The organism is uncultured Thiodictyon sp., assembly GCF_903828115.1.
Lineage (GTDB): Bacteria > Pseudomonadota > Gammaproteobacteria > Chromatiales > Chromatiaceae > Thiodictyon.
This window is the reverse complement of the sequence record NZ_CAIKKU010000598.1, coordinates 1-13,991: the sequence shown is the minus strand read 5'-3', so window position 1 is coordinate 13,991 and position 13,991 is coordinate 1. Positions and strand designations below refer to the sequence as shown.

Sequence of the window (13,991 nt, the reverse complement as noted above, 5' to 3'; positions counted from 1 at the left end):
GCCGCACTGGGGTGCGGCGCTCCCAGTGGCCGGGATGACGATCCAGGCCTATAGGCGCGGCCCCAGGCGCGGTTTTTTGAGAAAGAGCAATCGCTTCGGAGGACCAGAGATGCCGGCTATCAGTATGTTTTTTGGAATTGTGATCGCCATCTATTTCAAGGATACGAAGCAGCACAACCTGCCGCATATTCATGCCCGCTATCAGGATTTCAAGGCGGTCTACGCCATCGCGGATGGCCAACTCCTGGATGGGGATCTGCCGCCCCGTCAAACACGCCTGGTGCAGGCTTGGATGGAAATTCACCGCGACGCCCTGGACGCCAATTGGGCGCTCGCCGTGTCCGGCCAAGAGCCCTTTCGCATTCCACCGCTCCAATGAGGAGACAACCATGTTGCTGGATGTTGTAAGAGTCGATGCACGCGACGGCCATCTGTTATTCCTGGAGTTCGAGAATGGCGAGCGGCGCGTCTTCGACATGTCTGATCTCTTCGCCGAGAGGCCCTTCGACCGGCTCAAGGATTCGCCCCTGTTCGCCGCCGCGCAGGTGGGCATCGGTACCGTGGTCTGGCCGGGGAATATCGATATTGCGCCCGAAACCCTGTACCTGGATTCGGAACCGCTCGCCCCTGGCCAAGTGGTCAGCGCGCAGACCCTCCCCGCCGGGGGAGCGGGGAGTGAATAGGCTCACATGAGTAAGGCACCCGCGAAACGCTCCGGCCACGCCCGCCTGAAGGCCGCCCTGGTCCTGCGCGATGCCCTGGCGGACGAGGTGGGCCTCACGCTGGCGTCGGCGATGGCACAGTTGCGCAACGTGGAGGAGAACTGCGGCGCGGCGGGCGGCCTGGCGGAGGGTCGCTACCTGGAGGCACTGGCCTCGCTCTGCCGCGGGGACGGGAGCGCGCTGACCGCATTGGACGCACAGGTCCGGCAGGCGTGCGCCCAGGTGCGGTTCGCGCCGCGCTACGCCCAATACCTGGCCCTGATCCTGTTCGCCCACTGGGTGGACGCCCAACTGGATGACCCTGAGGCCTTCCTGGCCCGCCTGAACGCCTGGCTGGCCGGGCACCCGCCCAAGGGGGAGTCGGTGTCGGCCTTCGGGTCGGCCGACCTGCAACTGGCGGCCTTCTGGATGGCGACGGCGGCCGGCAAGACCCATCTGCTGCACGCCGCTCTCGCCCTGCTGGAGCGGCGCCGGGCCTGGGGCCGGGTGCTGGTGGTGACGCCCTCCGAGGCCCTGACCCGCCAACATGCCGAACGCCTGCGCCGACTCGCGGTCTGGGAGGTCTTCGCCTATCCCATGGACGGCGAGGCCGCGGCCCTGGGGCGGCTGCCGCCGGAGACGGTGATCGTGCTCGATATCAACAAGCTGACCGCCCAGAAGCGCGGGGACGGCGTGACGGTGCCGACCCACGTCTTCAGCGACGGCTGCAACCTGGTCTTCGTGGACGAGGGGCACAAGGGCCAGCGCGCCGAGGCGAGTGTGTGGAAGGCCCTGCAGGCGGACCTGGCCGGAATCGGCGCCCCGGAGCCGGCCCGGCGCGGCCTCCTGATCGAATTCTCGGCCACCTTCGGTCAGGTGGCGGAGGGGGAGCACGCCTTCGACCGCTACGCCCGGGCGGTGGTCTTCGACTATGCCTACGACCGCTTCCACCGTGACCGCTACGGTAAGGACTTCTGGCATGTGCGGGTGCAGGCGGCCGGGGACGCCGCCCGCGCCGCCCAGCAACAGACGCTGACCGCGGCCCTGCTCGCCTTCTGGCACCAGGTCGCCTGCTTCCGCTCGCCGGCCGGGCGCGCGGCGGCGGCGCAACTGGGGCTGGAGGCGGCCCCGCCCCTGTGGGTGCTGCTCGGACTCTCGGTCATCGGCAGTACCAGGAACGAGGGCGACAAGGAACAGACCTCGGACGTGGTGGACGTGCTGCGGTTCCTGTCGGCCATCCTGGCGGCCCCCGCGGACCTGGGCGGGCGCCTGAGCGCCCTGCTCGCGGCGACGGCCGGCGACGCGCAATCCGGTGCCGACCTGCTGCCGACGACGGTGCGCGCCGCCGCTGCCGGTTTTGCGCCGCAGGCGCTTGCCGGGCGGGTGCTGGCCGACTGCTTCGGTTGGCAAGCCGGGGACAAGCCGGTGCTGCGCCTGATCGGCGCGGCAACGGGTGAACTGGGTCTGGGGCTGCGCCGCGGGGACAGCACCCATTACTACGGGGTGGTCAACGTCGGGGATGCGGCGGGACTCAGGCGGGCCCTGGAAGGGGTCGGGCTGGCGGTCGAGGAGGATGCACTCTCGGGTTCGCTCTTCGCGGCCATCGAGGCCCCCGGCAGCGGGCTCAACTGCCTGATCGGCTCGCGCCGTTTCGCCGAGGGTTGGGACAACTACCGTGCCTCCTCGCTCACCTTGCTGCGGCTGGGCCAGGGGGAGGGTTCGCTCATCATCCAGATGTTTGGCCGGGTGGTGCGGCTCGCCGGGGTGCGCGGGGACGGCAAGCGCCTGGAGCGGCCCCCGGCGGTGCTGGCGCCGCTGCAGACCGCCTATGTCTACGGGCTGAAGTCCAGGTATCTGGACGCCTTCCTCAAAGGTTTGACGGACAACGGGGTTGCGGACTCCCACCGCATTGAGTGCGCGGTACAGAGACACGCGCCGCCCCTGCTGCAGGCGGTACGCGCCGTGGTGCCGGGACGCGCCGAGTTCCAGGTCGCCGCCCTGGGGTCCGGGTGGCTGGCCGGGCTCGGCCGGGTGCGGGTCTCGCTCGGCGCCGCCATCGCCGCCTCGGGGCTCGCGGATGGGCGGGTCGCGACCCGCCAGGGCACCCTGAGTCAGGACCTCACGGCGCAGTTCCGGCAGCGGCTGGGCCTGGTGGACCAGGACGCGGTCTGGCGGGACCTGGTGGAGTGGCGGCGCGTCCAGGGCCGGTGGAACCTGGCCTTCGATCGTGCGGCGATCAGCGCGGCCCTGGCAGGCGGACACTACGAGGTCCAGGGCCTCCCGGGGCAGTTCGAGGTCCACACGGCGGCGGACCTGGCCCGTATCAACCGCCTGGCGACCAGCCTGGTGCAGCGCCTGCTCGAGGCGGCAGAGCGCCGGGCAGAGAACCGCTTGAGCCGCTATGGTCTGATCCCGGCAGAGGCGAGCGGCATCCCCGATACCTATTTCAAGGAGGTCACCCATGGCGACTAAGAGGCCCGCCGCACCCGGCCAGGGCGAACTGTTCGGCGGCGCGCCGCTGGCCTGCCCGGACATCGCGAATCTGCCGCTGATCGTCGACCCCCATTGCGCCGGTATCGAGGTCATGGCCCCCGGGAGTGTCTACCAACCCCTGCTCCTGAAGCCGCGGGAGGACCGGGTGGATGCGGGTCCCGGGACCCTGGATTTGAATGAAGAGGCCTTCGTGCGGGACCTGATCCTGCGGCTCTATCCGGCGGGCAATCACCCCAAGGGGCCGCGCACGCCGCTCAAGTGGGGGGCGCATGACCTCTGGCTCAAACGCAATATCGAGAAGCGCAACGACTCCTTCCGAGTGCGGGTGGGCGATTCGGACTGGTTTTATCCCGACTTCATCGTCTGGATCCTGGACTATGAGCGGCGCATCCAGACCTTCGGTTTCGTCGATCCCAAGGGCCTGGCCATTGGCGCCGGGGCCGGCTGGTCGGACTACAAGATCGTCTCGACCCTCTATATGCCCCATGTGGTGGAGCGGCAACTGGCGGCGACTCATCAACAAGTGGTTTACGCGGGCGAGCCTTGGACCTTCCGGGTGCGTGGCGTCCTGCTGTCCACCTCCTCCTATGAGGGGCTGACCGCCCAGGCCAAGTTCGCCGTCAGGGACGAGACGGGTCAGGACGTGAGCCCCTCCGAGGCAGATTTCAGGCGCGGGCGGGTCCTGTTCCCGCGGGCCGACCGCGGCCATATCGATGAGGTCCTGCGGCTGCTGACCCAGGATACGGAACTCGACCCGGTGTTGGCACTGGCGGCCGAGGTCTTGGACGACACCAGCTATTTCACTCCGCTCGATGAGTTGCAGCACGAGGTTGCGCTGCGCCGGGAGGACCGCGATCAGTCCGAGTGCGCCTTCATCGGCGCCCTGCTGCGGGACTATCTCAGGGCCGACGCCCGGGGGCGGATCGGGGGCTCGGCCATCTGGCAACGGCAGCGGCAACTGATGGACTACGCGGCGCAACGCCGATTCGGCATCGGCGGCGAGCAGGCGAGCGCGCTGCGCGATCATCCGACCCCGTGCGCGGAGTTGTGGCGGCGCCGGCACGAAGCGGCAGGCCCTTGAGGCAACCGCGCAGTGCGGGATCGTTGCCGAGGCCAAGATCTGGAATACTTGCAGCGTCTCCGCGCACGGCAATGCAGCCCCCGTCACGTCAAGCCGCCCGCAACCGACACAAGCTATACTTGTGTGCCCGACCCATCCCTCTCCCGCGGAGTCAGCGACCATGCCAACACGCAAGCTCATCAGCTTCGACTGGGCCATGAAACGGCTGCTGCGCAGCAAGGCCAACTTCGGCATCCTCGAGGGCTTCTTGAGCGAGCTGCTGCGCGAGGACGTCCAGATCCAGGAGGTCCTGGAATCGGAGTCGAACCGCGACACGGCCGACGACCGTTCCAACCGCCTGGATCTCAAGGTACGCAACCACCGCGGCGAGCTGGTGCTGATCGAGGTTCAATACGAGCGCCAGCACGATTATCTGTCGCGGATGCTCTACGGCAGCGCCCGAACCTTGGTCGAGCATCTGGATGCCGGTGAGGCCTATGCGGACCTGGTCAAGGTCATCTCGGTCAACATCCTCTATTTCGACCTGGGCCACGGCGAGGACTATATCTACCGCGGCACCACCCGCTTTCACGGCCTGCACAAGCACGATGAGCTGGACTTGAGCCGCGCCCAACGTCAACTGTTTCCGGGACGCGAGTACACCCACGAGCTGTTCCCCGAGTATTACCTGATCAAGGTCGAGCGGTTCGACGACATCGCCCGCGACACCCTCGACGAGTGGGTCTATTTCCTCAAGCACGAGGCGATTCAGGACGGCTTCTCGGCCAAGGGCCTGCGCGAGGCCAAGGAGAAGCTCGATGTACTCAAGCTTGCACCGGCGGAGCGCGCCGCCTACGAGCGCTGGCAGGACGATCTGCACTTGCAGGCGAGCCTGGTGGCGTCGAACTATGGGCTCGGCAAGCTCGAGGGGCGCGAGGAGGGGCGCGAGAAGGGTCGCGAAGAGCGCACGCTGGAGATCGCCCGGGCGATGAAGGCCAACGGTGTCGCGCCGAGCGTCATCGCCCAGTCCACCGGGCTGGACCACGAGGTCATTGCCGGCCTTTGACCATGGACGCAGCTCCCCGATATTTGCGTTTATCGGCGTTCATTTGCGCACCAACGAGCGCTCCGGGTTCCCGGACCCAGCGGCGGGTAGGCGCGGCCCTGCCGGTGATACGCTAAGGGCTCGGGTGCGACGGTCGCGCCCCTTCAGCGATGCACCCCGGATGACCGACGACGCCCAGGCCCCCACCCTCACACCCGACTACCAAGGCGGCGGCATCGTCAATCTGATGGCCTCGATCATCCGCGCCCGAGGCGGGCGCAGCGATTACCCGCAGTCGACCCTGACCCCCGCCGCCGAGATGGCGCGCGCGACCAACATCGTGCTCCTGGTGATCGACGGGCTGGGGGCCGACTGGCTCGCGGAGCGCTCGCCCGCCGGGCTCTTGAGCCGACACCGGGTGGGGACCCTGACCACGGTCTTCCCCTCGACCACGGCCACCGCGATCACCAGCTTTCTGACCGGCGATGGACCGCTTCAGCACGGACTGACCGGCTGGTACACCTGGTTTTCCGAACTCGCCTGTGTGATGACGGTGCTGCCGGGCGTCCCCCGCTACGGCGGTGTGCCCTACCGCAAGGCCGGGATCGACCCGCTACGGCTCTTCGGGCACCAGTCGATCTTCGCGCGCATCCGCACCCGCGGCCTGGTGGTGAGCCCCAACCGCATCGCCCGCTCGGACTACAACCTGGCGCATGTGGGACCGGCGCAGGTCGTGCCCTACGCGGACCTGCACGACCTGTTCCGCCAGACCACCCGGGCGCTGCGCCGCGACCGGGTGCCCAAGTATGTCTATTGCTATTGGCCGGAACTGGACTCGATCGGGCACCACCAGGGGATGGGCAGCGCGGCGGCGGCGGCCCACCTGCGCGCGCTCGAGCAGGCGATCACCGATTTCCTGGTCGCCGCCGCCGGGACCGATACCCTGGTGCTGGTGACCGCCGACCACGGCCAGGTGGACACGGGGCCTGCCGACCTGATCGATCTGGCGGACCACCCGGGCCTCACTGACTGCCTGGCCCTGCCCCTGTGCGGGGAGCCGCGCGCCGCCTTCTGCTACCTGCGCGCCGGGCGCGAGGACCGCTTTCTGGACTATTGCGCCGGGCCCCTGGGCACCCTGGTGGAGGTCCGGCCGAGCCGCGACCTGGTGGACGCCGGCTGGTTCGGCACCGGCCGCCCCCATCCGCGCTTCAGTGACCGCATCGGGGACTACTGCCTGCTGCCCCGAGGGCACCGCATCGTGCGCCAATCACTACCCTTCGAGGAACCCAAGACACTGATCGGTCAACACGGGGGCCTGAGTCGGACCGAACTGCTGGTACCGCTCTGCGCGATGCGGGTGTAGCGAGGCTTGGCCTCACAGTCGCAGGCCACAAGCCAAGCATCAAGGGCCGTGCCGACTAGTATCGGGAACTCTGCCGCACGGAACCAGTACCTTATTTTGCCTAATCTTGCGCCGCTCAAGCCCCGAAGGGGCGCGACATACGAGCCCAGGGCAACGCCCTGGGTATGACGGATAAGAAACCCCAGCCCTGAAAGGGCGTGACATAACGGCGCGGCTCCTTATGTCACGCCCTTTCAGGGCTAGGCCGAATAAACAACGCTATCCCAGGGCGTTGCCCTGGGCTGGTATATCGCGCCCCTGCGGGGCTTGAGCAGGCGCAAGAATAGCTGGAACGGGGTACTAGAAAACCAACCGCGCAAACTCCTCAAGCGGCATCGGCCGGCCGAACAGGTAGCCCTGGTAGAGGTGGCAGCCCAGGCCGGCGAGCAAGTCCCGCTGGCCGGCGGTCTCCACGCCTTCGGCGAGCACCGCCAGGCCCATGGTCTGACCGAGGACGATGATGGTCTGGGCGATGGCGACACTGTTCTGGTCAAACAACAGGTCGCGCACGAGCGACCGATCGATCTTTAACTGGTCCAGGGGCAGGCGCCGCAGGTGGGACAGCGACGAATACCCGGTGCCGAAATCGTCCAAGACCAAACCAAGGCCCAGTTCCTTCAGGGCCGACATCTTGGCGCTGATGTCGCTGACATCCTCCACCAGCCGGACTCCTCGGCGACCGGGATAAACTCCGCGGGCAGCACCAGTCCGCGGACCGGGCATTGCCAGCGGACCAGGGCCTCGGCCCCGACGAGACGGCCGCCGCTGTCCACCTGGGGTTGGTAGAAGAGTCGAAACTGCCGCTCGCGCAGGCCCTCGCGCAGACCGCTCACCAGTGCGGCCCGCAAGGTGACGGCCTCCTGCATCTCCGGGTCGAAGAAGCGCAAGGTGTTGCGCCCGGAGCCCTTGGCCTCGTACATGGCCAGATCGGCCTGCTTCATCAGCGCATCGACACTGGTTTCCCGACTGGAAAAGAGCGTAATAGGGTATCGTTGAGTGTCTTGAAACTGTCCAGATCGAGGAACAGCAGGGCCCCGACGCACTGGTTGTGCAGGCTCGACACCGCCGCCTGCTGGAGCCGATCGAGCAACAGGCGCCGGTTCGGCAGTCGGGTCAGGGGGTCATAGAAGGCCAGATGCAGGATCCTGGCCTCCGCCTCCTTGCGCTGGGTCATGTCGGTCTGGGTTCCGACATAGTGGGTCACCCGCCCGGCGTCATCCGTGACGGCGCAGATCGTGGCCCAGACCGCATAGACCTCGCCACCCTTGCGCCGGTTCCAGAGTTCGCCCTGCCAGTGCCCGGTAGCGAGCAGACCGCGCCACATCTGCGCATAGAAATCCGGGGTATGACGGTCTGACTGGATCAGGCGCGGCGTCTGTCCTACGGCCTCCTGCGCCGAGTACCCGGTCACCCGGCTGAAGGACTCATTGACCCGCAGTATCACGCCCTGCGCATCGGTAATGATCATGCCCTGCTGGGACTCGAAGGCGGTGGCGGCCACCCGCAGCTCGGCCTCGGCGCGGTCCAGCTCGCTCATATCCGAGTCCATTTCTGAAAGCGCGCCTCGTTGAGCTCCCGGGAGGGGCTTCCCCCCCAGTTCGCCGGGCTGGCTGATCGGCCATCGTTGCCCGCGGGGCCGACAAGGCGCGGGCCTCGTCACCACCAAGGCGGGCGCCCGGAGATTCCATCATCGTTACCACAACCTCTCCCCCGGTATGTGGAATTGACCAGACGAGCGGGCCCCCGCCCGTCGTCTCGACTCGGATTTTAGGCGTTATACCACCGAGGGGTGTGAACTCGGTAGCAGTCTTTGCCGTGAAAGGCGCGCAGCGACGCTTGCGTCGGCGCCAACGAGAAGGCCCGCACTGGGCGGGCCTTGGTAGGATGCGATGCCGCGGGGGCGGGTTTGACGCCCGCCCCGACGGGTTCAGATGGCCAGTTGCAGTCGCAGCTTCTTCATCGCGTTCTTCTCGATCTGGCGAATCCGCTCGGCCGAGACGTTGAACTGCTGGGCCAGTTCATGCAGCGTCTGCTTCTTCTCGGTCAGCCAGCGCTCGCGCAGGATCACCTTGCTGCGCTCGTCCAGGCCCTGGATGGCGGCATAGAGACGCGCCTTGTCCTTGCTCTCGGTATCCTCGCGCTCCAGCATCCGCAGGGGCTCCATGCGCGAATCCGGCAGGTAGGTGGAGGGCGCGGAGGGGGACTCGTCGTCATCGTCCTCGTAGCCGTCGAAGGCCAGGTCCTGGTTGGAGAGGCGCGACTCCATCTCCAGCACCGTCTCGGGCTTCACCCCCAGGTCGGCCGCGACCGCCAGCACCTCGGCGTGGGTGAACCAGCCGAGCCGCTTCTTGGCGCTGCGCAGGTTGAAGAACAGCTTACGCTGGGCCTTGGTCGTGGCCACCTTCACGATGCGCCAGTTGCGCAGGATGTACTCGTGGATCTCGGCGCGAATCCAGTGCACCGCGAATGAGACCAGGCGCACGCCCATGTCGGGCTCGAAGCGCCGCACCGCCTTCATCAGACCCACCGTGCCCTCCTGGATCAGGTCCGGCAGGGGCAGGCCGTAGCCCAAATAGCCGCGGGCGATGCGGATCACGAACCGCAGGTGTGACATCACCATCCGCCGCGCCGCCTCCATGTCGCCATGGTCGCGCAGGTTCTCGGCGAGGCTCCGCTCCTCCTCGGGGGTCAGCACCGGGATCTGGTAGGAGGCGCTGATGTACGCATCGATATTGCCGGTGGGCATGAGAGCGAAATCTTTGGCCATGTGCTTGGTACCTGAGTTGGACGCCTGGAACAAAAGCCTAGCAGAACACTGCGGATTTTACCAGCAACTTTGCAATGGTTGCGGGACCGCCCTGCTTCAAGGCTTGCAGGGACTTTAGGCAAGGTCGGGGGTTTGTACAATAGCCATTCCGGCAAACGGGGCATCGAATGTTCCGATCCTTCCGATATGCTGTGCCGATGCTTTGAAAATAGTCTTATTATTCTTTTAGTTCTGATATTACCCGCACAATATTACAGGCAGATTACAGTTACTTCATCCAGCGCCGCGTGTGCAGATCGCGACCACCGCGGACCCGCCTACTGCCCCAACAGGGCATCCAGGAACTCGTCGGCGTCGAAGGGCCGCAGGTCCTCGATCGACTCCCCCACCCCGATGAAGCGGATCGGCACCTTGAGCTTGTCGGCGATGGCGAAGACGATGCCGCCCTTGGCGGTGCCGTCGAGCTTGGTCAGGGCGATCCCGGTCAGGGGCACCGCCTGGTGGAACTGCACCGCCTGATTGAGCCCGTTTTGACCCGTGGTGGCGTCCACCACCAGCAGCACCTCGTGCGGGGCCTCCGGGTCGATCTTGCGCAGCACCCGGGCGATCTTGGTCAGTTCGTCCATCAGGTTGGTCTTGGTGTGGAGACGCCCGGCGGTGTCGGCGATCAGCACGTCTATCCCGCGGGCGGTCGCCGCCTGGAGCGCGTCGAAGATCACCGAGGCGGAGTCCGCCCCGCCCTTCTGGGCGATCACCGGCACCCGGTTGCGCTCGCCCCAGGCCTGTAACTGCTCCACCGCGGCGGCGCGGAAGGTGTCCCCCGCGGCCAGCATGATGCTGTTGCCGTCCGCCTGCAGGTAGCGCGCGAGCTTGCCGATGGTCGTCGTCTTGCCGGCCCCGTTGACCCCCACCATCAGGACGACCTGGGGCCGGTCCGGGGCCGCCTGCCGGACCGGGACCTCCGCGGCGATAAGGATCTGGCGCAAGGCCTCTTTCAGCGCCGCGAGCAGTGCCTGCGGGTCCGCGAGCGCCTTGCGCTTCACCCGGCGGGTCAGATCGTCGATGACGCGCGCGGTCGCATCGATCCCCACATCGGCCGTCAGGAGCAGGGTCTCCAACTCCTCCATCAACTCATCGTCGATCTTCTTGCGGCCCAGGAACAGATTCCCGAGCCCCGATCCGAGCTGGGTGCGGCTGCGCGAGAGCCGTTCGCGCAGGCGGCTGAAGAGCCCCTGCCTGACTTCCGGCAACTCCCAGTCCACCGGCTGGTCGCGGATCGGGATGATCTTCAGCGCATAGGGCGGCTTGGGGGGCGGGGCCGCCGGGTCGGGCAGCGTCGAGTCGAGCCGCGCGGCCGGCGGCGCGTCAGGGGTCTCGTCCGCACGGTGGAAGATGCGTTTGAAAAGCCCGGCCTTGGGCACGGGTGACTCGCCGGACTCCGCCGACGGGGCGGGCCCGGGGGTCGGCGCGGGCGCGGGGGCGAACGCGCGCTCGGGCTCAGGGGCGGCCTCGAATTCCACCGGGGTCTCGGGCACCGTCGGCGCGACGGCAGCGACCGCGCCGCCCGGCGCCGCCGTCGGCGCAACGGCCGCGGGCGTGGGCTCGGCGGCAGGTTCCCCACCCGCCTCCGGCAGCGGCCCGAGCCCCGGCACCCAGCCCAGGTCCTCGCCGTCGCGCGCCCCGAACAGGCGTTTGAAGATCCCCTCCTTGGCCGCCGCGGATTCCTCACCGTCGGACGGCTGCCCGTCCTCGCTAACCGCCGTCTGCTTGAGCTTTTTTCTTCCAAAACCGAACATAGGAATCGCCAGGATGGGTGCGTAGGGGAAGGATCGCCGCACGGGCGCATCATGCTACCAGATCGACCGCCCCCCGGCCGGGCGGGAGCACCGCACGGGTGCGATCAGAACTGATGTGGTGACCGAGATCCCGGGTACACGGTCGTTGTCGTCAGCGAATAATTCTACTCCGTCACATTCAACATTTTGAAATATCGCCAGAAGTTGAGTAGAAAAGGGGCTTGAATCAAGCCCTTTAGATACGGCCAAGCGGATGAACCGAGGCCCACCGGAACCAACCCCCCTTTAAGATGATTCAAGATGTTACGAGCCCTGTGGAAGCGGTGGCTCAACGTTTTGTGTCTTTTTGTGATCGCTACGCGGCGTCTTTCCAGTTGCGCACGCGCCGAAGGTCTGGGTGGAGAACGCCAAGCGCTGTGCGGTGGCCGGGGTGCCCAAGGCCGCGCAGTGCTTGCGCAGCAAGGCCGACTTAGCCTTGGAGATTGATCATTGAGGTTCTGCATCAGCGGGTCTGGCATCACCACATGGCCTTGGTCATGATGGCGATGCTGTTCATGCTGGAGGAGCGCGTCGCTGCCGCTGACACTGTGCCCCTGCCCAGTTGCGCGGACCTGGAGACCCTCTTGGCCCACTTCCTACCGCGCCGTGACGTCAGTATCGACGAGGTCATCCGCCAGATGCAGGTGCGCCACGCAAAACGACAGGCGGCCATCGACTACGCCTTTGAAAAACAACGCCGTGAGCAAAGGGGCTGAAAGCTACGAATGTGACGAAGTAGAATTAAGCGATTCTTCTCTGCGTCTCTGCGTGAGATTCTTTAGGAGGTCTCACGCAGAGGCGCAGAGACGCAGAAGCGGTGACCCGCGACGCTCGGGTAGCCCGCGAGGCCTCGTCGCGGCTAACGGCCATGGAAGGCGGCTTTACCACCCCGGAACATGAAAGTACTTCAGGCTAACGGGGCGCTGCCCCGCTTATCGGTTGTTTTCGGTCATCGTTGCGGAAAAAAGACCGTATTTACAGATATCTGCGGAGACTTTCACGGTAAAGCCGCTCCCACAGGGCCCCGCCGGACTTTCAGGGTAAAGCCTCGACCTCCGGTTCCCTCGCAGGACGCGCCGCATTGAGGTGCGGCGCGGCCCCGGGTCGGTCAGTAGCGCCCGCCGCCTTCCCGACCGCCGCCATCGCGGTCACGATCACGGCCGCCGCCGCCGCCCCAGCCACCACCCCCGCCCCCACCCCCGCCACCGCCACCACGCGGACGGCTTTGTTGGTCGCGCGGGCGCGCCTCGTTGACGGTCAGTTTGCGGCCCTTGAACACGGACTCGTTCAGTTCCTTGATGGCGGTCTCCGCCTCGGTGCCGTTGGGCATATCCACAAACCCGAAGCCCTTGGACTGTCCGGAAAACTTGTCCTTGATGACCTCGGCGCTGGCGAGTTCCCCGTACTCGCCGAACACGTCGCGCAAATCCTCATCGGTGACGGTATAGGTTAGGTTGCCTACGTAGATCCTCATCGCTTTCTCTCACGCTTCTTGTGTATTGATCGGAGGAAACCCGGGGAGCGACCAACACACAAGTCCGCTCACCGGAAACTGAGAATCTGCGCAGGCACCGCGGCCTGGCCGGCACCGCCCTGCCCCGGACACCCGGCCAGTGCGATCGAAACAAGATGAAAAGTAGTGGATCAAGGTCAAGGCGTCAACCATGATTCGACGAAAAAGGCTTGACCCTGACCACCTCAGTCGATATTGCCCCGACGATGCTGGTCGTAGAGGTAGCCGCCCAGGGCGCCCACACCGAGCCCGATCAGGGCGCCGGCACCGGCGTTGGCACTCAGGGAGCCGATCAGGGCACCGCCCGCGGCGCCCATGAGCGCGCCGCTCCCGGCGCGGCTGCCGGTGGTGGTCCCGCAACCGGCGATGGCCAGCGTGGCGATCAGGAGGCTGGGGACTGCAAGGGTCTTGAGCGAAAGGGTCTTCATACACGGGGCTCCTGGAATTTGGCGGACACGGCCGCGGGCCGCATCCCTGAAACGTTAGAGACCGATGGGGCTCGACTACGCCGAACCGGGCAATCGATCAGCACCGGAGGGCGCATCGGGGGCGCGTTCAACCCTTGCAGGGATACTTGGCCGCCAGGGCGCGGAGCAGGCCCAGCACCGGCGGCGCGCCCATCGCCTGCGCGTCCCCGGCCTTGGCCGCGGCCCAGGCAGTGAAGGCGGTAACGCCGTTCTCGATGGTGGCGTTCGGCGGGAAACAGACCAGCCGCTTCAACTTCCCCGGCTTGCTGACCGCATCGTGGTACTGGGCCACCGCCTCGATGAAGGCCCGGCACGCCTGGCGGGCCATCGGGTACTCGGCCGTGTCCACCGGCACCGCGCAGACGCTGTAGAGTTCCTTGGTGGTATCGAAGCGGAAGTCGGCGTTCTCCACCGCCGCCGCGGGGTGACCGAGACCCAGCGTGAGCAGGGCGGCGAGCCCGGCGCTGATCGTTACTCGTTTGAAAATCATGATGGCTCCACTTCGTTGATTGTCTGATCGACGCCCGCTGGACGCCCCCTACCGGACTGCCGCTCGCCGCGTCGCGCCCGTAACCGCGACGGCACCCCAGCCATTCTAACCCGGGTTGCCGCAGGTACGGCAGCCTCCTACCGGACGTTCTCACGGACCGGGCGTCGTTGTCGTTGTCGTTGTCGTAATCGTGGTCGGATTATTCGACAACGACAACG

14 protein-coding genes and 1 pseudogene are annotated in these 13,991 nt (G+C 66.7%); 7 read left to right on the top strand and 8 right to left on the bottom strand.

Annotated features, from left to right (window positions below):
• The 6 genes from QZY48_RS22600 to QZY48_RS22575 all read left to right on the top strand — a co-directional run.
• Positions 1 to 379 (top strand): DUF4160 domain-containing protein (locus QZY48_RS22600; RefSeq protein WP_295435361.1); only part of this gene is annotated, 379 nt, incomplete at its 5' end.
• A gap of 10 nt (positions 380 to 389) precedes the next feature.
• Positions 390 to 683, top strand: coding sequence for a DUF2442 domain-containing protein (locus tag QZY48_RS22595; RefSeq protein ID WP_295435359.1), 294 nt, complete (start codon positions 390 to 392; stop codon positions 681 to 683).
• A 6-nt stretch (positions 684 to 689) separates the two neighbouring features.
• Entirely contained in the window at positions 690 to 3,173 is a 2,484-nt protein-coding gene (locus QZY48_RS22590; protein WP_295435357.1) for a DEAD/DEAH box helicase family protein, read from the top strand.
• Positions 3,163 to 4,275 carry a hypothetical protein gene (locus tag QZY48_RS22585; RefSeq protein ID WP_295435355.1) on the top strand — a complete coding sequence of 371 codons (1,113 nt, stop codon included), beginning with the start codon at positions 3,163 to 3,165 and terminating at the stop codon, positions 4,273 to 4,275. Before QZY48_RS22590 ends, QZY48_RS22585 begins: the two co-directional genes overlap by 11 nt.
• 160 nt (positions 4,276 to 4,435) lie before the next feature.
• A complete protein-coding gene (locus QZY48_RS22580; RefSeq protein WP_295435353.1) occupies positions 4,436 to 5,320 on the top strand; it encodes an Rpn family recombination-promoting nuclease/putative transposase in 885 nt (294 codons plus the stop codon).
• A gap of 160 nt (positions 5,321 to 5,480) precedes the next feature.
• Complete coding sequence (locus QZY48_RS22575) at positions 5,481 to 6,662, top strand: alkaline phosphatase family protein (protein WP_295435351.1); 1,182 nt, start codon at positions 5,481 to 5,483, stop codon at positions 6,660 to 6,662.
• 339 nt (positions 6,663 to 7,001) lie between these two features.
• Here QZY48_RS22575 and QZY48_RS22570 read toward each other — a convergent pair whose 3' ends face one another.
• The 5 genes from QZY48_RS22570 to ftsY all read right to left on the bottom strand — a co-directional run bounded on the left by QZY48_RS22570 (position 7,002) and on the right by ftsY (position 10,754).
• A complete protein-coding gene (locus QZY48_RS22570; RefSeq protein WP_295435350.1) occupies positions 7,002 to 7,361 on the bottom strand; it encodes an EAL domain-containing protein in 360 nt (119 codons plus the stop codon).
• A complete protein-coding gene (locus QZY48_RS22565) occupies positions 7,319 to 7,642 on the bottom strand; it encodes an EAL domain-containing protein (RefSeq protein WP_295435349.1) in 324 nt (107 codons plus the stop codon). Before QZY48_RS22565 ends, QZY48_RS22570 begins: the two co-directional genes overlap by 43 nt.
• Positions 7,642 to 8,238, bottom strand: coding sequence for a PAS domain S-box protein (locus QZY48_RS22560; RefSeq protein ID WP_295435348.1), 597 nt, complete (start codon positions 8,236 to 8,238; stop codon positions 7,642 to 7,644). Before QZY48_RS22560 ends, QZY48_RS22565 begins: the two co-directional genes overlap by 1 nt.
• A 390-nt stretch (positions 8,239 to 8,628) precedes the next feature.
• Positions 8,629 to 9,468 carry an RNA polymerase sigma factor RpoH gene (rpoH, locus tag QZY48_RS22555; protein WP_295435347.1) on the bottom strand — a complete coding sequence of 280 codons (840 nt, stop codon included), beginning with the start codon at positions 9,466 to 9,468 and terminating at the stop codon, positions 8,629 to 8,631.
• A 317-nt stretch (positions 9,469 to 9,785) separates the two neighbouring features.
• Positions 9,786 to 10,754: a signal recognition particle-docking protein FtsY gene (ftsY, locus tag QZY48_RS22550; protein ID WP_295435362.1), complete on the bottom strand. Its 969-nt coding sequence runs from the start codon at positions 10,752 to 10,754 to the stop codon at positions 9,786 to 9,788.
• Positions 10,755 to 11,746: 992 nt separating this feature from the next.
• Between ftsY and QZY48_RS22545 the strand changes: the two genes are divergently transcribed.
• Positions 11,747 to 12,019: a hypothetical protein gene (locus tag QZY48_RS22545; protein ID WP_295435346.1), complete on the top strand. Its 273-nt coding sequence runs from the start codon at positions 11,747 to 11,749 to the stop codon at positions 12,017 to 12,019.
• Positions 12,020 to 12,501: 482 nt separating this feature from the next.
• Here QZY48_RS22545 and QZY48_RS22540 read toward each other — a convergent pair.
• From QZY48_RS22540 to QZY48_RS22530, 3 genes and pseudogenes are all read right to left on the bottom strand, one after another.
• Positions 12,502 to 12,777 (bottom strand): annotated as a pseudogene (locus QZY48_RS22540) (RNA-binding protein); the annotation flags it as partial.
• Between the two features lie 224 nt (positions 12,778 to 13,001).
• On the bottom strand, positions 13,002 to 13,244 hold the full coding sequence (locus QZY48_RS22535; protein WP_295435343.1) for a glycine zipper domain-containing protein: 243 nt from the start codon (positions 13,242 to 13,244) through the stop codon (positions 13,002 to 13,004).
• 127 nt (positions 13,245 to 13,371) lie between these two features.
• Complete coding sequence (locus tag QZY48_RS22530) at positions 13,372 to 13,773, bottom strand: Rap1a/Tai family immunity protein (protein WP_295435342.1); 402 nt, start codon at positions 13,771 to 13,773, stop codon at positions 13,372 to 13,374.
• Positions 13,774 to 13,991 lie beyond the last annotated feature (218 nt).